Source organism: Streptomyces sp. TOM-9 (assembly GCF_056858595.1).
Genome location: NZ_JBXEQB010000001.1, coordinates 2,258,640 through 2,279,749, shown reverse-complemented (window position 1 = coordinate 2,279,749; position 21,110 = coordinate 2,258,640). Strand labels below are relative to the sequence as shown.

Sequence of the window (21,110 nt, the reverse complement as noted above, 5' to 3'; positions counted from 1 at the left end):
CTGTCGCCCGCCCTCGCACCCGCGCGACGGCTTCTGGAAGGATCCGTCCATGACCGCCATGCGATCCCACGCCGGGCGCACCGCCTCCCCCCGCACGGCCCGGGCGATCAACGACCGGCTGGCCCTGGAACTGCTGCAGCGCGAGGGCCCGTTGACGGCGGCCCAGCTCAAGTCCCTCACCGGGCTGTCCCGTCCGAGCGTCGCCGACCTGGTTGAGCGGCTGCAGGAGTCCGGGCTGATCACGGTGGTCGGCGAGACGGGAGCCGACCGGCGCGGCCCCAACGCGCGGGTGTACGGGATCGTCGCCGACCGGGCGCAACTGGCCGCCTTCGACATCCGGACCCACAGCGTCGCCCTCGAGGTGGCCGACCTGCTGGGGAACACCATCGGCAGCGCCGTCCTGCCGGTGGACCCGTCCGGCGATCCGCAGCGCACGGTGCGGCGCTCGGTGGCGCTGCTGGAGCGGACCGCGCGCACCGCCGGCGCCGGCGCGCTGCACACCGTCGCGGTCGGAGCGCCCGGCCTGGTCGACCCGGCCACCGGCGAGCTGCGGGCCACCGGGCAGCTGCCGGCCTGGCACTCGGCGCTCGTCGCCGAACTGCGCAGGCGGCTCTCCCTCCCGGTGCTGCTGGAGAACGAGGTCAACCTCGCGGCCGTCGCCGAGCGGCGCCTGGGCGCGGTGCGCGACCGCGAGGACTTCGTCCTGCTGTGGCTGGGTCACGGGGTGGGCGCCGCGGTGGTGCTGGGCGGGGTCCTGCGGCGCGGTGCCTCGGGCGGTACGGGGGAGATCGGCTTCCTGCCCGTGCCGGGGACCTTCCAACTGCCGACGGCCAGCGGGTGCGAGGGCGGTTTCCACTCGCTGGCGGGCAGCGCGGCGGTGTGCGCTCTGGCGCGCTCGCACGGGATGCCGGTGTCCGGCGACGACGACGCCCTGGCGGCCGAGGCGGTGGTGACCGCGGCCCGGGCGGACGGCAAGCAGGGCGAGCTCTTCCTCGACGCACTGGCGGACCGGGTGGTGATCGGGGTGGCCGCCGTCACCGCGGTGCTCGACCCCGGCTGCGTGGTGCTGGGCGGCGAGGTGGGCCGGGCCGGGGGCGAGGACCTGGCCGCCCGGGTCGAGGAACGGCTCGCGCGGATGTCCCCGCTGCCGACCCAGGTGCGGGCGGGGACCGTCGCGGGCAGCGCGGTGCTGCGCGGCGCGGTGCTCTCGGCGATGGACGCGGCGCAGGACGCGGTGTTCACACCCGGGGTGTGACGTCCGGCGCTCCGGGGCAACCGCCCCTCGGCCGCCGGACGTTCGCGGGCGCCGGCGCACGACCGGAGTCCCCCGGGTGAACCCGCGCCGCCCATGCGGTTCGCGCCTGCCTCAACGGGCGCTCCCGTGGGCCGTGTTGGCCGGAAGCCACGGCGACGGGCCGCGGGGTCCGAACGGTCGGACCGATCCCGTGTGAGCCAATCCACAGCGATCCCTTGCGTCCGCAAGGAACCTTCGTGGCAGACTGGTGGAGCAGTACCAGTGACGTTCAGCGCACTCCGGGGTCGGTGAAACTCCGAACCGGCGGTTACAGTCCGCGACCCGTCCGCATCCAGCGGCCGGTTGACCAGGTGAAATTCCTGGACCGACGGTTAAAGTCCGGATGGGAGGCAGTGCGCGGCGGGCGGGCATCGGTACACCGCCGTCGGCGGCAGCGTGGGTGCGTGTCCCCCGGAAACGGGTGACACGGGCGGACGCCGCCCCGTACCGGCCGCGGTGTCCCCGAGGCCCACGTCCGCTCTGTGTTCCGCACAGCCCCGGAGTCCGTGCCCGATGAGGCAGGAGGACCCGGTGGCAACACCCGGTGAAGCCGACGCGATGCGCCGGGCCATGGAGCTCGCCGCCCGCGGCGTGGGCTCCACGAGCCCCAACCCCGTCGTCGGCGCCGTGATCCTCGACGCAGGCGGCGAGATCGCCGGCGAGGGCTGGCACCAGCAGGCGGGCGGCCCCCACGCCGAGGTCCACGCGCTGCGCGCGGCCGGCGACGCGGCCCGCGGCGGCACCGCCGTCGTCACCCTCGAACCCTGCAACCACACCGGTCGCACCGGCCCGTGCGCCCAGGCCCTCATCGCGGCCGGCGTCTCCCGCGTCGTGTACGCCGTCGCGGACCCCACCCCCGCGGCGACCGGAGGCGGCGCCACGCTGGCCGCCGCCGGGATCGCGGTGGAGAGCGGGCTCATGGAGGCCGAGGCCGCCCGCGGCAACGAGGTGTGGCTCACCGCCTCCCGCGAGCAGCGGCCCTTCGTGCTGTGGAAGTACGCGAGCACCCTCGACGGCCGCATCGCCGCCGCCGACGGCACCAGCCGCTGGATCAGCTCCGCCGCCTCCCGCGCCGACGTGCACCGGCTGCGCGCCGAGTCCGATGCCGTCGTCGTCGGCTCCGGCACCCTGCGTGCCGACGACCCCCACCTGGCCGTGCGCGGCGTGGAGGGCACCTTCACCCAGCCCCTGCGGGTGGTCGTCGACACCAACGCCAAGATCACCCCCGGCGCCCGGGTGCTGGACGGCACGGCCCCGACCCTGGTCGCCGTCGCCGAGGACACCGACACCGCCCACCTGCCGGGCGTCGACGTGGCCCGCCTGCCCCGCACCGGCAGCGGCGTCGCCGTCACCGCGCTGCTCGCCGAGCTGTACGGCCGCGGCGTCCGTTCCGTGCTGCTGGAGGGCGGCCCGACCCTCGCCGGCGCCTTCGTCGCCGCGGGCGCCGTCGACAAGGTCGTCGGCTACCTCGCGCCCGCCCTCCTGGGGGCCGGACCCGCGGCCCTGGGGGACGCGGGAATCACCACCGTCGCGCACGCGTTGCGGCTCGACGTCGCCGAGATCGAACGCATCGGCCCCGACCTGCGTATTACTGCCTACCCGAGCCGCACCGAGGAGAACTGACGTGTTCACCGGAATCGTCGAAGAGCTGGGCGACGTCGTCGCCGTCGAGGACCTGGGCGACGCCTCCCGCTTCCGTCTGCGCGGTCCGGTCGTCACCGAGGGCGCCAAGCACGGCGACTCGATCGCGGTCAACGGGGTGTGCCTCACCGTCGTCGACACCGCGGACGGCGAGTTCACCGCCGACGTGATGGCCGAGACCCTCAAGCGCTCCAGCCTCGGCGCGCTGAACCCCGGCAGCCGGGTCAACCTGGAGCGCCCGATGGAGCTGGGCGGCCGCCTCGGCGGTCACCTCGTCCAGGGCCACGTGGACGGCACCGGCGCGGTGATCTCGCGGACCCCCGCCGAGCACTGGGAGATCGTGAGGATCTCGCTGCCGGCGGAGCTGTCCCGCTACGTGGTCGAGAAGGGCTCGATCACCGTCGACGGCATCAGCCTCACCGTCGTCGAGGCCGGTCCCGACTTCTTCTCCGTCAGCCTGATCCCCACCACCCTCGACCTCACCACGCTCGGCTTCAAGCAGCCCGGCGACCCGGTGAACCTCGAGGTCGACGTGATCGCCAAGTACGTCGAGCGGCTGTACGGGGAGCGGGCCGGGGCACCGAAGGGGGCTCCGGCGGAATGAGCGCCCTCGACACCCTGAACAGTGTCGCCTTCTCCGCCTTCGGTGAGCACTTCAAGTGGACCGACGTGGTCGGCAACGGCCTCGGCCTGGCCGGTCTCGCCCTGGGGTGGCGCCGCTCGGTGTGGGCCTGGCCGGTCCAGCTGCTGTCCGGTGCGGTGCTCGTCGCCGCGTACTGGTCGGCACAGCTCACCGGCGGCGTCGGCAAGCAGCTGCTCGTCATCGGCGTCGCCGTGTGGGGCTGGTTCCAGTGGCGCCGCGGCGTCCGGGACGGCGGCGGGATCCGGGTCCGCTTCGCCACCTGGCGGGAGCGGGGCGCGCTGGTCGCCGGCACGGCGGCCGGACTGTTCGCGGTCGTCGGCATCTTCACGCTCCACCCGTCGCTGTCCTGGAACCCGTGGCCGGACGCCTACATCTTCGTCGGCACCGTCGCCGCGATGGTGGCCATGGCCAGGGGCTGGGTCGAGTTCTGGTTCGCCTGGCTCGCCGTCGACGCGGTCGGCGTCCCCCTCGCCTGGAACAGCGACCTGAAGTTCTCCGCGCTCGTGTACGTCATCTACTTCGTTCTCGTGATCGCCGGCATGTACGCCTGGTGGCAGCAGACCCGGGTCCCGCGGCACGGCGGGCCCGTCCTGGAAGGAGCGGCCGCATGACCACCGCACTGCACACCCTCTACGTGGCGGAGGACGCCCCGATCGTCCTCGACCCCGTCGAGCGTGCGATCGCCGACATAGCGGCCGGCCGGCCCGTCGTCGTCGTGGACGACGAGAACCGCGAGAACGAGGGCGACCTCATCATCGCGGCGGAGAAGGCCACCCCGGAGATCGTCGCGTTCATGATGACCGAGTGCCGTGGTCTGATCTGCGTGCCCATGGAGGAGCACGACCTGGACCGGGTCGACCTGCCGCAGATGGTGGACTCCAACACCGAGTCCATGCAGACCGCGTTCACCGTCTCCGTCGACGCGAGCGCCGTCCACGGGGTCACCACCGGCATCTCCGCCGCCGACCGGGCGACCACCATCCGGCTGCTGGCCTCCGGCGACTCCGTCCCCGGCGACTTCGTCCGGCCCGGTCACGTCTTCCCGCTGCGCGCCAAGTCCGGCGGCGTCCTCACCCGCAACGGCCACACCGAGGCGGGCGTCGACCTGGCCCGGCTCGCCGGACTGCGCCCGGCCGCCGCCATCGTGGAGATCGCCAACGAGGACGGCACGATGGCCCGCCTCCCCGAGCTGGTCCACTTCGCCCGCAAGCACGGCCTGGCCATCATCTCCATCGAGGACCTGGTCACCTACCGCCGCAGCTCGGAGCCGACCGTGCGCCGGGAGGCCGAGACCCGGCTGCCCACCGCCTTCGGCGACTTCCGCGCGTACGGCTACCGCAGCACCGTCGACGGCGTCGAGCACATCGCGCTCGCGGCCGGCGAGATCGGCGACGGCGAGGACGTCCTCGTCCGCGTCCACTCCGAGTGCCTCACCGGCGACGTCTTCCACTCGCTGCGCTGCGACTGCGGACCGCAGCTCCAGGCCTCACTCGAACGGGTGGCAGCCGAGGGCCGGGGCGTCGTGGTCTACCTCCGCGGCCACGAGGGCCGGGGCATCGGCCTGATGTCCAAGCTGCGCGCGTACGAGCTCCAGGAGCGCGGCCGGGACACGCTCGACGCCAACCTGGAACTCGGACTGCCCGCCGACGCCCGCGATTACGGCGCCGCCGCCCAGATGCTGTCCGACCTCGGCGTGCACTCGCTGCGCCTGATGACCAACAACCCCGACAAGACCGAGGCCCTCGAGCGGCACGGCCTGAAGGTCGCCGAGCGCGTCGCCATGCCGATCGCGGCCGGCGAGCACAACCTGCGGTACCTGCGCACCAAGCGGGACCGCATGGGCCATGACCTGCCCTGGCTGGACCCGGCCCCCACCGGTTCCTGCCGCAACCAGTAGGCCCGCCCCCCCCAAGCAGCACCACGACACCTGTACGACCAGAACGACCCGAACGACCAGAGCAAGAACGAGCAAGGAGAAGACGGACGTGAGCGGTAAGGGCGCCCCCGAGCTGACCGTGAAGAACTGCGGTGACCTGCGCGTGGCCGTGATCGCGGCGCAGTGGCACGAGCAGGTGATGGACGGGCTGGTCGACGGCGCCCTGCGCGCCCTGAGCGACCTGGGCATCGACGAGCCCACCCTGCTGCGCGTTCCCGGCAGCTTCGAACTGCCGGTCGCCGCCAAGGTGCTGGCGAGCCGGGGCTACGACGCGGTCGTCGCCCTCGGCGTCGTCATCCGCGGCGGTACGCCGCACTTCGAGTACGTCTGCCAGGGCGTCGCCCAGGGCCTGACCCAGGTCTCGGTCGACACCGGCGTGCCGATCGGCTTCGGCGTGCTCACCTGCGACACCGAGGAGCAGGCCCTGGACCGGGCCGGACTGCCCGGCTCCAACGAGGACAAGGGTCACGAGGCCGTCACCGCCGCGATCGCCACCGCGACCGTCCTGCGTTCAGTATCCGAGCCGTGGCGGTGAGGTAAGGGGACTTCCGCGTAGGGTGGGGACCACCATGGCCAAGAAGACATTCGAGGAGCTCTTCGCCGAGCTCCAACACAAGGCCGCCACCGGCGACCCCAGCAGCTCCCGCACCGCCGAACTGGTCGGCAAGGGAGTGCATGCGATCGGCAAGAAGGTGGTCGAGGAGGCCGCCGAGGTGTGGATGGCAGCCGAGTACGAAGGCGCCGACCGCACCGCGGAGGAGATCTCCCAGCTGCTGTACCACCTGCAGGTGATGATGGTCGCCCGGGGCATCGGCCTCGACGACGTCTACGCTCATCTCTGAGCGGACCACCCCGGGCCGGACCCGCCCCACGCGCCCTTTCCCACCCACATCCGAGCTGCAAAGGAACGCTGTCATGCTGCGCATCGCCGTCCCCAACAAGGGTTCACTGTCCGGACCTGCGTCGGCGATGCTGCATGAGGCCGGCTACCGCCAGCGCAAGGACTCCAAGGAACTCGTCCTCGTCGACGGCGAGAACGACGTCGAGTTCTTCTACCTGCGCCCGCGCGACATCGCCATCTACGTCGGCTCGGGCCGCCTCGACATCGGCATCACCGGCCGCGACCTGCTGCTGGACTCGGGTGCCAACGCCGAGGAGATCCTGCAGCTCGGCTTCGCCCGCTCCACCTTCCGCTACGCCACCACACCCGGCGGCGTGAGCGACGTGAAGGAGTTCGGCGGGAAGACGGTCGCCACCTCCTACCCGGAGATCGTCAGGAAGCACCTCGCCGACCACTCGGTGGAGGCCTCGGTGGTCCGCCTCGACGGCGCCGTCGAGACCTCCATCCACCTCGGTGTGGCGGACGTCATCGCCGACGTCGTCGAGACGGGCACCTCGCTGCGCAACGCCGGCCTGGAGGTCATCGGGGAGCCGATCCTCGACTCCGAGGCGGTCGTCATCCGCCGGGCCGGCGCCGGCGGCGAGGACGCGGCGGCCGAGCCGAAGGTGCAGCAGTTCCTGCGTCGCCTCCAGGGCGTCCTGGTGGCCCGCCGCTACGTGATGATGGACTACGACATCCGCGTCGAGCACGTCGAGCGGGCCATCGCGCTCACGCCCGGCCTGGAGTCGCCGACCGTCTCCCCGCTGCACCACGAGGGCTGGGTCGCCGTGCGCGCCATGGTCCCCAGCCGCGAGGCCCAGCGGATCATGGACGAGCTGTACGACCTCGGCGCACGGGCCATCCTCACCACCGGGATCCACGCGTGCCGTCTGTGACCTCGCCCACCCCGCACACCATGCCCGTGGAACTCCCCGAGCTGCCCGTCACCTTCCGGCCCGCCCGCACCCGCGCGGTGCTGCTGGGCCTGGCTGCCGGGCTGCTCGCGGCCTTCGTCGCCATCTCCGTGCTCCTTCCCGCGGACGGCGCACGGCCCTGGCACACCTCGGACCGGATCTGGATCGTGCTCACCGGGCTGCTGATCGCCGGGGTGCTCGTGCTGCTCAGCCGGCCCAAGGTGGCCGCCGACCGCGACGGTGTGACCGTCGTCAACCTGACGACCCGGCGCCGGCTGGAATGGGCGCAGGTCCTCCGGGTGAACCTGCGCCCCGGCGATCCGTGGGTGTACCTCGACCTGGCCGACGGCACCAGCCTGGCCGCCATGGGCATCCAGCCCGGGATCGGACGCGCCCGCGCGTTGCGCGACGCGCGCGCCCTGCGGGCCCTCGCGGAGGCGTACGGTACCGGCAAGCCGACGGCGCACTAGACCTGCCGCCCCGGCCCGCTTCTTCATTACTCTGGAACCTTCGCAACGACCCGAGGAGTGACACCCAATCCACGATGGACGGATCGTCCGGTAGTACCCGCGCCGCCTCTCCCCCCCGACATACGGGAGCGGCGGCATGAGCGCCCCGTTGCTGCTGCTCGCGGCAGCCTTCGTCCTGATCCTCGCAAACGGCTTCTTCGTCGCCGCCGAGTTCGGCCTGGTGACCGTCGAACGCCCGGCCGCCGAACGCGCCGCCGCCGAGGGCGACCGCAGGGCCCGCAGCGTCGTGGAGGCGCTGCGCAAGCTGTCCTTCCAGCTCTCGGGCACCCAGCTCGGCATCACGATCACCTCACTGGTGGTCGGCATGCTGGCCGAGCCCGCCCTCGCCGACCTGTTCGCCGGACCGCTCACCTCGGTGGGCGTACCCGAGGGCGCGGCGCCCGCCGTCGCCGTCGTGATCGGCATGATCCTCGCCTCGGCCGTCCAGATGGTCATCGGCGAGCTCGTCCCGAAGAACTGGGCGGTGTCCCGTCCGCTGGAGGTGGCCCGTTTCGTGGCCGGGCCGCAGCGGGCCTTCTCCGCCCTGTTCCGCCCGGTCATCGAGGCCCTCAACGCCGCCGCGAACCGCCTGGTGCGGGCGCTGGGCGTGGAGCCCGCCGAGGAGCTGGCCTCCGCGCGCACCCCCACCGAGCTGGTCTCGCTGGCCCGCCACTCCGCCCGTGCCGGGGCCCTCGAGCAGGACACCGCGGACCTGTTCGTCCGCACCCTCTCCCTCGGCGACCTCACGGCGGAGAACGTGATGACCCCGCGCGTACGGGTCAGCGCCCTGCAGGACACCGCCACCGCCGCCGACGTCCTGAACCTGACCCGGGCCACCGGGCTGTCGCGCTTCCCGGTCTACCGGGAGCGGCTGGACGACATCGTCGGCATGGCGAGCCTGAAGGACGCCCTCGCCGTCCCGGCCCACCTGCGCGACCGCACGCCGGTCGGCCGGGTCACGGTCGCCCCGCTGCTCGTCCCGGAAACGCTGCCGGTGCAGCCGCTCCTGGAGCAGCTGCGCCGCGAGCAGCCGATCGCCGTGGTCGTCGACGAGTACGGCGGCACCGCCGGCGTCGTCACCCTGGAGGACATCGTCGAGGAACTCGTCGGCGAGGTGCGCGACGAGCACGACGGCGCCGACCTGCCCGAGCTGGCGGCCGCCCCCGCGGAGAACGGCAGCCCCGCCTGGGACGCCGACGGCGGCTGCCGGGTCGACCTGCTGGAGCGCATAGGGCTCGAGGCCCCCGAGGGGCCGTACGAGACGGTGGCCGGCCTCGTCGCCGACCTCCTCGAACGCATTCCCGAGCCGGGGGACACCGCACTGCTGCCCGGCTGGGAGTTGCGGGTGCGCGAGGTCGCGCACCACCGTGCCGAGAGGGTCCGCCTGGTACGCGTCGGGTTCGAGGAGCCCGAGGACGGGCAGGAGGGCGGGCGATGAGCTTCCTGCAGCTGTTCTTCGCCGGCCTGCTGGTGCTGGGCAACGGCTTCTTCGTCGGCGCCGAGTTCGCCCTGGTCTCCGTACGGCGCAGCCAGATCGAGCCGCTCGCCGGCACGCAGCGGCGGGCCCGCACGGTCCTGCACGGGCTGGAGAACCTGCCGCAGATGATGGCGGCGGCCCAGTTCGGCATCACGGTCTGCTCCCTGACGCTGGGTGCGGTCGCCGAGCCGACCGTCGCCCACATGCTGGAGCCGCTCTTCGAGGCGGTCCACCTGCCCGAGGGGCTGATCCACCCGCTCGGCTACGTCATCGCGCTCGCCGTCGTGGTCTTCCTCCACCTCGTCATCGGCGAGATGGTCCCCAAGAACCTGGCGATGGCCGCGCCCGAGAAGACCGCGCTGTGGCTGAGCCCCGGACTCGTCGGCTTCGCCCGGCTGTTCCGGCCGGTCATCGCGGTGCTCGGCTGGTGCGCCAAGCTCGTGCTGCGGCTGTTCCGGGTCGAGCCCAAGGACGAGATCGACGCGGTCTTCACCAGCGAGGAGCTGACCGTGCTCGTCGAGGACGCCCGGCAGGCCGGACTCCTCGACGACGACGCCCAGGAACGCCTGGAGGACGCGCTGGAGCTGGGCACCCGCCCGGTCACGGACGTCCTGCTGTCCCCGGAGGAGCTGGTGACGGTCGACGCGTCCGTCACCCCCGCCGAGGTCGAGGAGCTGACCGTCCGCACCGGCTACTCGCGCTTCCCCGTGGCCGGACCGGAGGGCGCCTACCTTGGCTACCTCCACGTGAAGGACGTCCTCGACCTGGAGGACACCGGCCGGCCCGTCCCGGCGCGGCTGTGGCGGCCGATGGCCACCCTCCGCGCGGAGCTGCCGCTGGACGACGCGCTCACCCAGATGCGGCGGGCCGCGTCCCACCTGGCGTCGGTCGCGGACTCCGGCGGGCGCGTGCTGGGTCTGGTCGCCCTGGAGGACGTGCTGGAGATGCTGGTCGGCGAGGTCCGCGACCCGGCACACCGGGAGGTCCCGGAGCCTGCGCCGACCGGCGATACCGCGGCCTCCGCGAAGCCCGGCGAGGTCGCCCGGCCGTCGCGTGTGATGGCGAGCTGACACGAGGACCCATGCGGGAGGGGCCCGGGCGCATGCGCCCGGGCCCCTCCCGTGTCGTTCACTCCAGCGGTTCGGGCGGTGTCAGCCCGGGGCCGCGGCCCGACAGTACCTCGCCGTAGGCCTGCATGAGGTCGGGCAGCCGGAGTGTGGACAGGTCGTCCCGGGACGGCTGTCCCACGTAGCCGGACAGCCGCAGGTCGCGGTAGGCGCAGCTCTTCTCGTACAGGGTGCGCAGGAAGCGGCCGTTGCCCAGTTCGTCGATCCAGCCCTGCTCGACGACGTGGCCGCTGATGGCGAGCAGCTCCTCCAGGGCCTCGCCGTCCCAGCGGTCCCCGTTGTCGGCGGCGAGGACCTCGCCGATGCTGGTCAGCTCGTGCGGCCGGTAGCTGGGGAAGTCGACCCGGGTGGTGAAGCGCGAGCCGAGGCCGGGGTTGGCCGCGAGCAGGCGGTCCATGCCCTCGGGGTAGCCGGCGAGGATCACAACCAGGCGGTCGCGGTTGTCCTCCGCGCGCTTGAGCAGGACCTGCAGCGCCTCGTCGCCGTAGGCGTCGCCCTTGCTGTAGCCGGAGTTGGACAGCGCGTACGCCTCGTCGACGAACAGCACCCCGCCGAGCGCGGAGTCGATCAGCTCGTTGGCCTTGACGGCCGTCTGACCCAGGAACTCGCCCACGAGGTCCGCGCGTTGCGCCTCGACCAGATGGTCGCCGCCCAGCAGACCGAGGGCGTAGAACACCCGGCCGAGGATGCGCGCCACCGTCGTCTTGCCGGTGCCGGACGGGCCCGAGAAGACGAAGTGCCGCTTGGGCGGCTGCACCGGCAGGCCCTGTCCCGCCCGCAGCCGCGCCATCCGCAACTGTGCCGACAGCGCCCGCACTTGGCGCTTGACCGGCTCCAGGCCCACCATGCGGTCGAGTTCGGCCAGGGCCTGGGAGAGCAGCACCGGGTCCGGGGCCGTGACCGGGACCTGCGGCGGGACGGGGGAGACCGGCAGGATCGCCTTCTCCCGGATGTCGTCGTCGATCGGGCCGACCGCGCCCAGCGGGTCGTCCAGCACCGAGCCCGCCCCGAGGCCGCCGGGCATGGCGGCCGCCCCCGCCCGGGCGTCGAGCGGATCGGGGTCGGGCGGCAGCGTGTCGGGCCCGGTCTGACCGTAGCCCTGCAGGGTGACCGGGGCCAGGTCGGCCGTCCCGTCGGTGAGGCCGTCGGACTCGTCGATCGCGGCGAGCCGGGCCGCGGTGTCCATGAACGCCGGGTCGACCCGGTGCACCGCCCGGTACAGGGGGAGCGCGGCCGCGGTGCGGCCCGTGCCCTCGTACGCGCGGGCCAGCCAGTAGCGGAGTTCCTTGCGCTGCGGCTGTTCGCTGCGGCAGCGCATCAGGGCCGTCGCCAGCAGCGGTTCGGCCTGCCCGTACAGCTCCAGCCGGACCCGGGCCATGCCGCCGAACAGGCCGGCCTCGATGCCCAGGACCTGGTCGCCGAGGAGCGGTTCGGTGTGGCGCACCAACTGGTCCCAGTCCTTGACCAGATAGGCCCGGCAGGCGTGCAGGAAACGGACGTGCGGATCGGTGTCGATCGGCGGGCACTCGGCCAGGGCCCGGTCCAGCTCCGCGATGTGGCGGCCGTCGAGCCAGTGGGAGGCGTGCGCGAGCAGCAGGTCGCGGCGGGTCTCCAGCACCGGCTGCACCCACCAGCCCAGCCAGTACCAGGAGTTCATGGAGCGGCGGTGCGCGCTGCGCTGCTCGCCGAAACGGTCGCGGTGCCGGTACATCTGCAGCAGCGCGGTGGAGGTGTCCGCCCGCAGGGCGTGCAGCCCGAGCCAGGCGTCCGCCATGCCGGGGTCGAGGCGGACCGCGACGCGGAACTCCTCCTCGGCCTGGGTGTAGGCGCCCATGGTGTAGGCGTCGACGGCCCGCACCCAGGCGAGGTCGGAGGGGGCGCCGGAATGCTCTGTGCCGAAGTCCATCAGGTCCCCACCAGCCCGTTCCCCCCGGTGCCGCCCGCTGTACGCCGCTCCAACCAGGTTACGCGAAGCGGGAGTTGGTGCCAGGTGAGCACCGCCTTCGCGGGGTGGCGCACCCGTTGGCATGGTACCCGTGCGAGCCTGGTGGGCCGTAGAGCGACGCGGATGGTGACGGTGGGTGAGCGATCCGCCGCCGTACGGGACCTGGTCACCGGCTGTAGGCAGAACGAAGCCCCCGGTCACGGGGGAACAACCGGGGGCTTCGCGTACGAGGTGCGGTCGACGATGACCGCGCATTGAGAACGTAAGTCCTGTACGGCCCCCGGGTCAAGCCACCTTGGGGCGTCGCTCCGGCGGTCGCGGGGCGGGTGCAGCACACCGGCTGCACGCGGTCACGGTCAGTGACGGAGGGTGTCGGAGAGCGGTGTGGCCGCGTGCTGTTCCCGTACCTCGTAGCCGTCCGGACGCTGGTGGACCAGCAGGTCGGCGAACGGCCGGGAGGGGTCGGCGGCGAAGTGCGCGTCCTGCGCCCGCATCCAGCCGGCCCAGAACCCGGCCAGGGCGGGGCCGTCGCGGAGCTCGCCGCGCTCCCGTGCCGTGTCCCGGGAGACCTCAAGCCAGAGCAGGCTCGCCAGCCGGGGACGCAGCGCGCGGCGGCCCACGCCCACACCCTCCAGCAGGACCACGGGGGCCGGCGGCACCTCCAGGGTCGTCGCGAACCGGCGGGCCACCCAGTCGTACTTCGCGGGCCGGGCGGTGTCACCGCGGCGCAGCGGCTCCAGCACCTGATCGCGCAGCCGCCCGGTCCACTCGAACAACTCCTCGTGCGTGGCCAGATCGTCGAGGTGGACGACGGGGGCACCGTCCAGTGCGGACGCCAGCGCGGCGGCGAAGGTCGTCTTGCCGGATCCGGCGTGCCCGTCGACGGCGACGAGCCGCACCGGCCCGCAGGACGGCGGAAGGGCGCGCAGCCGGGCGGCGAGCGCGCGGAGCGCCCCGGGGGTGGTCTGGTGGTCCATCCGCCCCAGCCTACGACCTGCTCCGACGCAAGGGACTGCGGTGGGTGCCAGGGGCGTCTACGGTAAGAGTCGTGACCGACTCTGCCGCATCCCTGTACCCCCCGGAGCGACTCGAACTCGCCCGCAAGGCCGCCGCCGACGCGGGACTCGACGCGCTGCTCGTCTCACCGGGCCCCGATCTGCGCTACCTCACCGGCTACCACGCCCACCTCACCGAGCGCCTGGTGTGCCTGGCGCTGCCGGTGCTCGGCGACCCCTTCCTCGTCGTGCCCCACCTGGAGAAGCCCGGTGCCGAGGCCTCCCCGCTGGGCGCGCTCGGCGTCGACGTCGTCGGCTGGGGCGAGACCGAGGACCCGTACGCCCTGGTCGCCGGCCGGCTGCCGCGGGGGACCGTGCGGGTGGCCGTCGACAACCACATGTGGGCCGAGAAGGTGCTCGCCTTCCGCGCGGCCCTCCCCGGCGCCGAGCAGAGCCTGGCCGGCGACGTGCTGCGCGAACTGCGGATGCGCAAGTCGCCGGCGGAGACCGAGGCGCTGCGCCGGGCCGCGGGCGCCATCGACCGGGTGCACCGCCGCATCGGGGAGTGGCTCAGGGCCGGGCGCACCGAGCGCGAGGTCGCCCGGGACGTCGCCGACGCCGTCATCGAGGCGGGGCACACCACCGTCGACTTCGTCATCATCGCCTCGGGCCCGAACGGCGCCAGCCCCCACCACGAGGTCTCCGACCGGGTGATCCGGGCGGGCGACCCGGTCGTCGTCGACATCGGCGGCACCACGCAGGAGGGCTACTGCTCCGACTCCACGCGCACCTACGCGGTCGGTGAACCGCCCGCGGAGTTCCGCGAGATGTACGAGGTGCTGCGGCGCGCGCAGCACGCCCAGACCGATGCCGTCCGCCCCGGCGTCACCGCGGAGGAACTCGACGCGATCGGGCGGGACATCATCGCGGCGGCCGGCTACGGCGAGCACTTCATCCACCGCACCGGGCACGGCATCGGTCTGGAGACGCACGAGGAGCCGTACATCGTCGCGGGCAGCTCCCGTCCGCTGGAGCCGGGCATGGCCTTCTCCGTCGAACCCGGGATCTACCTCCCGGACCGTTTCGGCGCCCGCATCGAGGACATCGCCGTCTGCACGCCCGAGGGCGGGGAACGGCTCAACCAGACCTCCCGGGACCTGGTCGTCCTGTCTGTTTAGTCCGATGTGTTGACTCCCGGTACGGCAGGGGGGTATTCCGTACACGCGACCGTGTGCGCGGTGCGTTCGCCGCGCGCGGCGCACACGTCGTGTCAAGGGCCCAGCAGGAAGCGGCAGTCGGGGGGCCGGGCATGTTCGACGACGAGCATGACTTCGGGGTGCGGCAGTGGACGGTCGGCGGCACGACCGTAGTGGAACTGACGGGGGAGCTCGACCTGTGCGCCGGCGTGCACGCGGCCGCGCGTCTGGACGCGGTCACCGGCGGGCCGCGGCCCGACGTCGTGGTGGACCTGCGCGGGGTGAGCTTCATCGACTGCAGTGGTCTGTCGGTGCTCATCCGGGCGCGGAAGCGGACCCTCGACCGCGGTGGCCGGTTCGGCGTCGTCGGCGACAGCCCCTGCGTGCTGCGGCTGTTGCGGCTCACCCGGACGATCCGGGTCTTCACCGTCCACGACGACCTGGCCTCCGCGCTGGCCGCGCCGGGCGCCCCCGATCCCCCGGCGGCGGACGGCGCCATAGCGTGAGCTCACCCGGGCAGCGGCGCCAGCACGATCCAGACCTGGCCGCGGGCGAAGTTCACCGGCTGCCCGTCGGGCGTGGTGAAGTGCGTGCCCCCGGCCGCGTCGGGCCGTGACCACCGGGCGTCGTACGCCTTGCCGTCGCGCAGCACCATCGCGCGCCCGGTGCCCACGGTCTCGCTGTACGGGGAGGTGTTCCCCCACCGGTCCTGGAAGCCGGAGGAACGGACCGTGACGTACTGCACGACCACCGTCGGCGCGCCCAGCCTGCCGCCGTCGGTGGTGGTGGCCGGGTCGCCGTCGAACGAGATCAGCCAGCGGTCGCCGTCGGCCGACCAGTGCAGGCCCACCGAGCCGTTCGGGTAGCGCACGGTGCGGTCGCGCTCGGGGGTGCCGCCGGGCGGTGCGGCACCGAAGCGGAAGCCTATGTCCCGGGCGGCCGAGGCGTCCGGGGCCGCGGCGAGCAGTCGCTCCGGGGTGGCGTACAGGTTGTGCGGGGCGGGGCGCGAGCCGTCGCGTACGTAGGAGCCAGGGGCGTGGGCGGGGGAGACGTCGTGCACCGGCGCCGCCGCCACCACCGGCAGCAGCCTGGACTGCGCCCCGGAGAAGGCGAGGGCGGGGCGGCCGAACTGACGGAGCAGTTCCAGGTCCGACTCGCGGGCGCTGCGCACCGGCCCGACCCGTTCCGGCAGTTGGGAGGAGAAGACGGCGAGCAGACGGGTGAGACCGGACTCCACCTGCTCCACGTAGACGAGGTCGGCCCGGTCCAGCCCGGTGTGCGGGCGGGCGGGCCCGACGTTGTCGATCTTCACCGCGAGGACCGGGCCGCGGGTGCGCCCGGGTAGTCCGGTGAAGGGCGACCGCGCGACCGCGGTGGTGCCGGGCACCGAACCCGTCGAGGAGGGGGAGGGCCCGCCGGGCATCCGCTCGGGGCCGCCGCAGCCCCGGCTGACCAGGAACACGGTGAAAACCGCCAGCACGACCAGGACCGCCGCTCTTGCGGGACGTCTGGGTGCTCGGGCCACGACGGCCACCCCCGTGCTGCATAGGTATGCTGCCTACGGAAAAGCCATTTGCCGAATCGCTGCGCGTATTCCTAGTATCCGCCACATGGAGCCGGTACCCCAGACGGCGGACGCGACCGCCTACCTCGCAGCGGACGAGGTGATCGACCACGACCACCCGCTGGTCCGGGCGACCGCCGCCCGGCTACGGGCGGAAGCCCCTGATCCGTATGACTATGCCGAAGCGGCCTACACCTTCGTCCGTGACGCCATCCCGCACTCCGCCGACTCCGGGGACCCGCGCGTCACCTGGCGCGCCTCCGACGTCCTGGAGCAGCGCACCGGGATCTGCCACGCAAAGGCCCACGCCCTGGTCGCGCTGCTGCGCGCCGAGGGCATCCCCGCGGGGCTGTGCTACCAGCGGCTCGCCGACGACGACGGCACCGGCGCCCTCGTCCACGGGCTCGTCGCCCTCAAGCTGCCCGGACACGACCGCTGGGCCCGGCAGGACCCGCGTGGCAACAAGCCCGGTGTCGACGCCCGGTTCTCCCTCCGGGAGGAACGGCTGGCCTGGGTGCCCCGCCCCGGACTCGGCGAGCGCGACTACCCCGGTCTCCACGCCACCCCGCCGCCCGCCGTACTCACCGCCCTGCGGCAGGCTGTCGACCGGCCGCATCTGTGGCGGCTGCTGCCCACCGACCTACCGGACCAAGAAGACCGATGACCTCACACACCCCCCTGACCCTGACCGTCGACCCCGCCGTGCGCGCCCTGGCCCCCGGGTTCGCCCACCTCGCCGTCGAGGCCCGCGGCCTGGCCAACGGGCCGAGCGACGACACGAGCGCGGCCCTCCTCGACGACGCGGCCCGCCGCCTCGCCGAGCGCCTCGGCGGCCGCGCCCCGCACGAGGACCCCCACATGGCCGCCTGGCGCGCGGCGTACACCGCCTTCGGCGCCAAGCCCTCGCGCACCCGCAACTCCGCGGAGGCGCTGGCCAAACGCGCCCTCGCCGAAGGCGGGCTGCCCCGCATCAACCGGCTGGTGGACCTCTACAACGCGATCAGCGTCGCCCACCTCGTGCCCGTCGGCGGTGAGGACACCGACCACATCCACGGCGGTATGACCCTCGTACGGGCGACCGGCGACGAGAAGTTCGAGACCGTGGCCGGCGGTGAGCCCGCCGTCGAGCACCCCGAGCCCGGCGAGGTCGTCTGGCGCGACGGGACCGGCGTCACCTGCCGCCGCTGGAACTGGCGGCAGGGGATCCGTACCCGGCTGACCGAGGAGTCGGTCAACGCGCTCTTCCTCCTGGAGCGGATGGATCCGATGCCGCCCGCCGACCTGCGGGCCGCCGGTGAGGAACTCGCCGCTCACCTGCGGAGGTTCAACCCCGGCGCGGAGGTCACCGTGCACGAGCCGGTCTGACCCCCGCGCCCGCTCACTCCGCCGTCGCGGCGCGCTCCCGGGCGGCGACGTCCTCCGCCGTGGGGGCGCTGCCGCCCAGGTGCGCGGGCAGCCACCAGTGGTCGTTCGGGCCCGACGGGCGCCCGGTGTACACGCGCTGCGCGTCCTCCAGCAGCTCCTGGACGCGCAGCCGCAGCCGCCGGGTCAGCGCGCCCGGCTTCTCGTCCGCGTGGGGCGTCATCTGCTCGCCCACCCGGATGGCGATGGGGAAGCCGTTGCGGCCCAGTTGGCGCGGCTGGTCCTTGGTCCACAGCCGCTGCGTGCCCCACAGGGCGACCGGCAGCAGGGGCACGCCCGCCTCCATCGCCAGGCGCGCGGCACCGGACTTGAAGGACTTGAGGGTGAAGGACTGGGAGATGGTCGCCTCGGGGAAGACCCCGATGATCTCGCCCGAGCGCAGTGCCGTCAGCGCGTGCTTGTACGCGTGCATGCCCTCGGAGCGGTCCACCGGGATGTGCTTCATGGCCCGCATCAGCGGACCCGACACCTTGTGCCGGAAAACCGACTCCTTCGCCATGAAACGCACCAGCCGCTTCGCCGGGAGCGCCGTCAGACCCGCGAAGACGAAGTCGAGGTAGCCGATGTGGTTGCTCACGAGCAAGGCGCCGCCCTTGCGCGGCACATGTTCGGTGCCGGCGATGTCGAAGCGCAGTCCCTGCACCTTGAACATGGTGCGGGCGACGCCGATGACGGGCGGGTAGACGAGCTCGGCCATGTGTGGGGCCCCTTCTTCGTAGGGGGTGGCCCCCGGCGGAAGTTACGCGGCCGTAGGTTTGGGCCGCCGGCTGATCGTGCCCCGTAAACGGGTGCCGTGTCATCCCGCGTGCCCGCCGTGTGGCGAGATTCTCGTCACGTCACCCGGTCGTACGACGCACCAGCAGGTACATTTCGCATCCGAGGCAGTAGCCGAACACCGCGTTGAGGAAGGCCGCCGCGAGCGCGCAGGCCGTCGCCGACAGGCCCAGCCAGGCGAGCCCCGTGGCGTAGCCGGCGAGCCCGACGACCGCGAACGCCAGCCCGACCGCCTGCGCGAAGCGCGGCGGCGCCGGGTCCTCGGTCCCGGTCGGCGGCCCCAGCCGGGGCCGTACCGCCACCCGGTACAGCAGGCCGTACGGTGAGTTCTGGACACCCGCGGCGGCGCCCACCGCGAACACCAGCGCCTGGACGGCCAGCAGCCAGGCACTTCCGGTGACGAGGACGGCGGCCAGGACGACACTGGTCACGCTTGCGCCGAAGCGCGGTCCACGGGCATCAATGGCGTGAGGGCTCATACCGGCCATGATTCCGGAACGGACGCCGTCCGGACCCCCGGGAATCATGGCGGTCGTGTGAACGCTGCAACGGCAGGGAGGGGCGAAATGACGGGACTGGTGGTGTGCGTCGCCGTGCTCGTGGCGGCGGGGATCTTCGGCATCCTCCACAAGCGCAGGGACGGAAGGGTACGGGTGCGGGACAAGGACGCGGCACAACAGCTGACGGCGGGTGAGATCGGCGCGGAACTCGGAGAGCGGGCCACGCTCCTCCAGTTCTCCACCGCCTTCTGCGCACCCTGCCGGGCCACCCGCCGCACCCTCGGCGAGGTGGCCGGCATGGTCGACGGCGTGCGGCACGTGGAGATCGACGCCGAGGCCCACCTCGACCTGGTGCGTCGGCTGGGCGTCGTCAGGACGCCGACCGTCCTGGTCCTCGACGCCCGCGGCACCGTGGTGCGGCGCGCGTCGGGCGCGCCGCGCAAGGCCGACGTCATCGCGGCGCTCGGCGCGGCGGTGTGATCCGCGCGCGGTGCCATGACCCCGGTCCCACCCGCCGGGGCGCCCTTGACGTGGCGCTGGTCTGATCGTCAGTCTGACGTTATGTCGCGAGACCTCCTTCTGTACTCCCGCTTCGACGTCGACCTCGGTCGGCACGCGAGCGCCCGCTGTCACGGCCGTTGAGTGCCCAGGACTCCACACCCCTCCGGCTCGACAGCACGACGAAGGACAGCTCCATGACCGCCTCTCCCGACCTCGGCACGCCGGCCGCGACCTCCCTGGGCGCGGTGCCCACCTCGATCCCCGCGTCCGCCGCGGTCCCCCTGCCCCCGCCGCCCGCCGTGACCGGCGCCTTCGACCCGACCGCCTTCGACCCGACCGCTTTCCGTGCCGTCTTCCGCCGTCACGCCGCCGGGGTCGCGGTCATCACCGCGGCGGGCACCCGCCCCGCGGGCTTCACGGCCACCTCCCTCACCTCCGTGTCCGCCGAGCCGCCCCTGCTGTCCTTCGGGATCAGCACCGCCGGCTCCGCGTGGCGCACCGTCGCGGAAGCCACCCACGTGGGCGTCCACATCCTCGGCGAGCACCAGGAGGAGGTGGCCGCCACCTTCGCCCGCAGCGGCACCGACCGCTTCGCGCCGCCCACCGCGTGGGGACCCGGCCCGTATGGAGTACCGCTCCTGGAGGATGTCCAGGCCTGGCTGGTCGCCCGTGTGGTGGCCCGCATACCCGCCGGTGACCACCGCATCGTCGTCGCCCAGGCCGTGGCGGGCGCCCCCGAGGGCGAAGCGGCCCGTCCGCTGCTCTACCACCACGGGCGCTACAACGCGCTGCGCCACTGAGTCCCTCCATCAGGCCCGGGTCGGCAAGGTCACAGTCCACCGCCCTTGCCTGCCGGCGGACCGACGGCTGTACTGGCGAGTAATATTTCTGCCGGAGCGCCGTGCGTCCCAACGGGGAGCCGCCGTCGAAGGCGCCTATGCTGCCTTCACAAGGGCAGTTGACGTACCCATGCAGCAGTAGGAGTGCAGGCGTGAGCTTGAGGATCGTTGTCGCAGTGAAGTACGTGCCTGATGCCACGGGTGATCGTCACTTTGCGGGGGATCTGACCACGGATCGGGATGCGGTGGATGGTCTGCTGTCGGAGCTGGACGAGTATGCGGTGGAGCAGGCGCTGCAGATCGCGGAGGCGGCGGATGACGCCGAGGTGACGGTGGTGACGGTGGGTCCGGAGGATGCGAAGGACGCGTTGCGCAAGGCGTTGTCGATGGGTGCGGACAAGGCGGTCCATGTCGAGGACGACGGTTTGCATGGCAGTGATGTGATGGGGACGTCGCTGGTGTTGGCGAAGGCGGTCGAGCACGTGGGGTTCGATCTGGTGGTGACGGGGATGGCGTCCACCGATGGGACGGCGGGTGTGGTGCCGGCGTTGCTGGCGGAGCGGTTGGGTGTGCCGCAGGTGACGTTGCTGTCGGAGGTGAAGGTCGGGGGCGGGGTGGTGTCCGGTCGCCGGGACGGTGACTCCGCCAGTGAGCGGTTGGAGGCGTCGTTGCCGGCGTTGGTGTCGGTGACGGACCAGTCGGGTGAGGCGCGGTATCCGTCGTTCAAGGGGATCATGGCGGCGAAGAAGAAGCCGGTGGAGTCCTTGGATCTGTCCGACCTGGGTGTCGAGGAGGGGCAGGTGGGTCTGGCGGGTGCGTGGAGCGTGGTGGATGAGGCGGTGGCGCGTCCGCCGCGGACGGCCGGTGTGATCGTGAAGGACGAGGGCGAGGGCGGCAAGCAGCTCGCGGAGTTCCTCGCGGGCCAGAAGTTCATCTGAAGCGTCTTCCATCGA

The 21,110-nt window shown here is 73.0% G+C and carries 23 protein-coding genes and 1 riboswitch; of the genes, 18 read left to right on the top strand and 5 right to left on the bottom strand.

All coding sequences use genetic code 11. The features are described 5' to 3' along the window. Positions 1-49: 49 nt before the first annotated feature. The 11 genes from AC1VWI_RS10705 to AC1VWI_RS10655 all read left to right on the top strand — a co-directional run bounded on the left by AC1VWI_RS10705 (position 50) and on the right by AC1VWI_RS10655 (position 10,364). Positions 50-1,255, top strand: a complete 1,206-nt coding sequence (locus tag AC1VWI_RS10705) for an ROK family transcriptional regulator (RefSeq protein ID WP_499510741.1) — start codon at positions 50-52, stop codon at positions 1,253-1,255. A 269-nt stretch (positions 1,256-1,524) separates the two neighbouring features. After that, a riboswitch (FMN riboswitch) is annotated at positions 1,525-1,655 on the top strand. A 170-nt stretch (positions 1,656-1,825) separates the two neighbouring features. Continuing rightward, a complete protein-coding gene (gene ribD, locus AC1VWI_RS10700) occupies positions 1,826-2,917 on the top strand; it encodes a bifunctional diaminohydroxyphosphoribosylaminopyrimidine deaminase/5-amino-6-(5-phosphoribosylamino)uracil reductase RibD (protein ID WP_499510740.1) in 1,092 nt (363 codons plus the stop codon). A 1-nt stretch (position 2,918) separates the two neighbouring features. Beyond that, a complete protein-coding gene (locus tag AC1VWI_RS10695; RefSeq protein ID WP_499510739.1) occupies positions 2,919-3,539 on the top strand; it encodes a riboflavin synthase in 621 nt (206 codons plus the stop codon). Continuing rightward, the gene (locus AC1VWI_RS10690) at positions 3,536-4,189 is read left to right on the top strand and encodes a nicotinamide mononucleotide transporter family protein (protein ID WP_499510738.1); all 654 of its coding nucleotides are present in this window, start codon (positions 3,536-3,538) and stop codon (positions 4,187-4,189) included. The genes AC1VWI_RS10695 and AC1VWI_RS10690 overlap by 4 nt, the downstream gene beginning before the upstream one ends. Beyond that, entirely contained in the window at positions 4,186-5,475 is a 1,290-nt protein-coding gene (locus AC1VWI_RS10685) for a bifunctional 3,4-dihydroxy-2-butanone-4-phosphate synthase/GTP cyclohydrolase II (protein WP_499510737.1), read from the top strand. The genes AC1VWI_RS10690 and AC1VWI_RS10685 overlap by 4 nt, the downstream gene beginning before the upstream one ends. Before the next feature lie 88 nt (positions 5,476-5,563). Then, a complete protein-coding gene (gene ribH / locus AC1VWI_RS10680; protein ID WP_499510736.1) occupies positions 5,564-6,049 on the top strand; it encodes a 6,7-dimethyl-8-ribityllumazine synthase in 486 nt (161 codons plus the stop codon). 34 nt (positions 6,050-6,083) lie between these two features. Further along, entirely contained in the window at positions 6,084-6,356 is a 273-nt protein-coding gene (locus AC1VWI_RS10675; protein WP_499510735.1) for a phosphoribosyl-ATP diphosphatase, read from the top strand. A gap of 73 nt (positions 6,357-6,429) precedes the next feature. Further along, positions 6,430-7,290 (top strand): ATP phosphoribosyltransferase, encoded by an 861-nt coding sequence (gene hisG, locus AC1VWI_RS10670; RefSeq protein WP_499510734.1) that lies wholly within the window; start codon positions 6,430-6,432, stop codon positions 7,288-7,290. Positions 7,291-7,310: 20 nt separating this feature from the next. After that, positions 7,311-7,778: a PH domain-containing protein gene (locus AC1VWI_RS10665; RefSeq protein ID WP_499516766.1), complete on the top strand. Its 468-nt coding sequence runs from the start codon at positions 7,311-7,313 to the stop codon at positions 7,776-7,778. A 136-nt stretch (positions 7,779-7,914) separates the two neighbouring features. Then, positions 7,915-9,255 (top strand): hemolysin family protein, encoded by a 1,341-nt coding sequence (locus tag AC1VWI_RS10660; RefSeq protein WP_499510733.1) that lies wholly within the window; start codon positions 7,915-7,917, stop codon positions 9,253-9,255. Then, positions 9,252-10,364, top strand: coding sequence for a hemolysin family protein (locus tag AC1VWI_RS10655; RefSeq protein WP_499510732.1), 1,113 nt, complete (start codon positions 9,252-9,254; stop codon positions 10,362-10,364). The genes AC1VWI_RS10660 and AC1VWI_RS10655 overlap by 4 nt, the downstream gene beginning before the upstream one ends. A 58-nt stretch (positions 10,365-10,422) precedes the next feature. Here the strand turns inward: AC1VWI_RS10655 and AC1VWI_RS10650 are convergent, their stop codons facing one another. Together AC1VWI_RS10650 and AC1VWI_RS10645 are read right to left on the bottom strand one after the other, a co-directional pair. Further along, on the bottom strand, positions 10,423-12,327 hold the full coding sequence (locus AC1VWI_RS10650) for an AAA family ATPase (protein WP_499510731.1): 1,905 nt from the start codon (positions 12,325-12,327) through the stop codon (positions 10,423-10,425). A gap of 395 nt (positions 12,328-12,722) precedes the next feature. After that, positions 12,723-13,343 (bottom strand): uridine kinase family protein, encoded by a 621-nt coding sequence (locus AC1VWI_RS10645; protein WP_499510730.1) that lies wholly within the window; start codon positions 13,341-13,343, stop codon positions 12,723-12,725. A 71-nt stretch (positions 13,344-13,414) separates the two neighbouring features. Here AC1VWI_RS10645 and AC1VWI_RS10640 point away from each other — a divergent pair, with 71 nt between their 5' ends. Both AC1VWI_RS10640 and AC1VWI_RS10635 read left to right on the top strand, forming a co-directional pair. Further along, positions 13,415-14,539 carry a M24 family metallopeptidase gene (locus AC1VWI_RS10640; protein WP_499510729.1) on the top strand — a complete coding sequence of 375 codons (1,125 nt, stop codon included), beginning with the start codon at positions 13,415-13,417 and terminating at the stop codon, positions 14,537-14,539. A 131-nt stretch (positions 14,540-14,670) separates the two neighbouring features. Continuing rightward, positions 14,671-15,063 (top strand): STAS domain-containing protein, encoded by a 393-nt coding sequence (locus AC1VWI_RS10635; RefSeq protein ID WP_499510728.1) that lies wholly within the window; start codon positions 14,671-14,673, stop codon positions 15,061-15,063. A gap of 2 nt (positions 15,064-15,065) precedes the next feature. On the opposite strand, the gene AC1VWI_RS10630 is transcribed toward AC1VWI_RS10635, so the two are convergent. Next, entirely contained in the window at positions 15,066-16,082 is a 1,017-nt protein-coding gene (locus AC1VWI_RS10630) for a DUF3048 domain-containing protein (protein ID WP_499510727.1), read from the bottom strand. Between the two features lie 85 nt (positions 16,083-16,167). Here AC1VWI_RS10630 and AC1VWI_RS10625 point away from each other — a divergent pair, with 85 nt between their 5' ends. Together AC1VWI_RS10625 and AC1VWI_RS10620 are read left to right on the top strand one after the other, a co-directional pair. Beyond that, a complete protein-coding gene (locus AC1VWI_RS10625; protein WP_499510726.1) occupies positions 16,168-16,785 on the top strand; it encodes a transglutaminase-like domain-containing protein in 618 nt (205 codons plus the stop codon). Further along, positions 16,782-17,486: a B3/B4 domain-containing protein gene (locus AC1VWI_RS10620; protein ID WP_499510725.1), complete on the top strand. Its 705-nt coding sequence runs from the start codon at positions 16,782-16,784 to the stop codon at positions 17,484-17,486. Before AC1VWI_RS10625 ends, AC1VWI_RS10620 begins: the two co-directional genes overlap by 4 nt. 13 nt (positions 17,487-17,499) lie before the next feature. Here the strand turns inward: AC1VWI_RS10620 and AC1VWI_RS10615 are convergent, their stop codons facing one another. Further along, entirely contained in the window at positions 17,500-18,240 is a 741-nt protein-coding gene (locus AC1VWI_RS10615; protein ID WP_499510724.1) for a lysophospholipid acyltransferase family protein, read from the bottom strand. A gap of 139 nt (positions 18,241-18,379) precedes the next feature. Next, on the bottom strand, positions 18,380-18,796 hold the full coding sequence (locus AC1VWI_RS10610; RefSeq protein ID WP_499510723.1) for a DUF4395 domain-containing protein: 417 nt from the start codon (positions 18,794-18,796) through the stop codon (positions 18,380-18,382). A gap of 87 nt (positions 18,797-18,883) precedes the next feature. Here AC1VWI_RS10610 and AC1VWI_RS10605 point away from each other — a divergent pair, with 87 nt between their 5' ends. From AC1VWI_RS10605 to AC1VWI_RS10595, 3 genes are all read left to right on the top strand, one after another. Further along, positions 18,884-19,297 (top strand): TlpA family protein disulfide reductase, encoded by a 414-nt coding sequence (locus tag AC1VWI_RS10605; RefSeq protein ID WP_499510722.1) that lies wholly within the window; start codon positions 18,884-18,886, stop codon positions 19,295-19,297. A gap of 215 nt (positions 19,298-19,512) precedes the next feature. Next, complete coding sequence (locus tag AC1VWI_RS10600) at positions 19,513-20,118, top strand: flavin reductase family protein (protein ID WP_499510721.1); 606 nt, start codon at positions 19,513-19,515, stop codon at positions 20,116-20,118. A 191-nt stretch (positions 20,119-20,309) separates the two neighbouring features. Next, positions 20,310-21,095, top strand: coding sequence for an electron transfer flavoprotein subunit beta/FixA family protein (locus AC1VWI_RS10595; protein ID WP_499510720.1), 786 nt, complete (start codon positions 20,310-20,312; stop codon positions 21,093-21,095). The last annotated feature ends 15 nt before the right edge of the window (positions 21,096-21,110 follow it).

Coding starts and splice junctions, on each gene's coding strand:
- AC1VWI_RS10600 (WP_499510721.1), top strand. CDS start 19,513: ATGACCGCCTCTCCCGACCTCGGCACGCCGGCCGCGACCTCCCTGGGC.
- AC1VWI_RS10705 (WP_499510741.1), top strand. CDS start 50: ATGACCGCCATGCGATCCCACGCCGGGCGCACCGCCTCCCCCCGCACG.
- AC1VWI_RS10645 (WP_499510730.1), bottom strand. CDS start 13,343: ATGGACCACCAGACCACCCCCGGGGCGCTCCGCGCGCTCGCCGCCCGG.
- AC1VWI_RS10685 (WP_499510737.1), top strand. CDS start 4,186: ATGACCACCGCACTGCACACCCTCTACGTGGCGGAGGACGCCCCGATC.
- AC1VWI_RS10675 (WP_499510735.1), top strand. CDS start 6,084: ATGGCCAAGAAGACATTCGAGGAGCTCTTCGCCGAGCTCCAACACAAG.
- AC1VWI_RS10665 (WP_499516766.1), top strand. CDS start 7,311: ATGCCCGTGGAACTCCCCGAGCTGCCCGTCACCTTCCGGCCCGCCCGC.
- AC1VWI_RS10655 (WP_499510732.1), top strand. CDS start 9,252: ATGAGCTTCCTGCAGCTGTTCTTCGCCGGCCTGCTGGTGCTGGGCAAC.
- AC1VWI_RS10635 (WP_499510728.1), top strand. CDS start 14,671: ATGTTCGACGACGAGCATGACTTCGGGGTGCGGCAGTGGACGGTCGGC.
- hisG (WP_499510734.1), top strand. CDS start 6,430: ATGCTGCGCATCGCCGTCCCCAACAAGGGTTCACTGTCCGGACCTGCG.
- AC1VWI_RS10615 (WP_499510724.1), bottom strand. CDS start 18,240: ATGGCCGAGCTCGTCTACCCGCCCGTCATCGGCGTCGCCCGCACCATG.
- AC1VWI_RS10690 (WP_499510738.1), top strand. CDS start 3,536: ATGAGCGCCCTCGACACCCTGAACAGTGTCGCCTTCTCCGCCTTCGGT.
- AC1VWI_RS10620 (WP_499510725.1), top strand. CDS start 16,782: ATGACCTCACACACCCCCCTGACCCTGACCGTCGACCCCGCCGTGCGC.
- AC1VWI_RS10605 (WP_499510722.1), top strand. CDS start 18,884: ATGACGGGACTGGTGGTGTGCGTCGCCGTGCTCGTGGCGGCGGGGATC.
- AC1VWI_RS10660 (WP_499510733.1), top strand. CDS start 7,915: ATGAGCGCCCCGTTGCTGCTGCTCGCGGCAGCCTTCGTCCTGATCCTC.
- AC1VWI_RS10625 (WP_499510726.1), top strand. CDS start 16,168: ATGGAGCCGGTACCCCAGACGGCGGACGCGACCGCCTACCTCGCAGCG.
- AC1VWI_RS10610 (WP_499510723.1), bottom strand. CDS start 18,796: ATGAGCCCTCACGCCATTGATGCCCGTGGACCGCGCTTCGGCGCAAGC.
- AC1VWI_RS10650 (WP_499510731.1), bottom strand. CDS start 12,327: ATGGACTTCGGCACAGAGCATTCCGGCGCCCCCTCCGACCTCGCCTGG.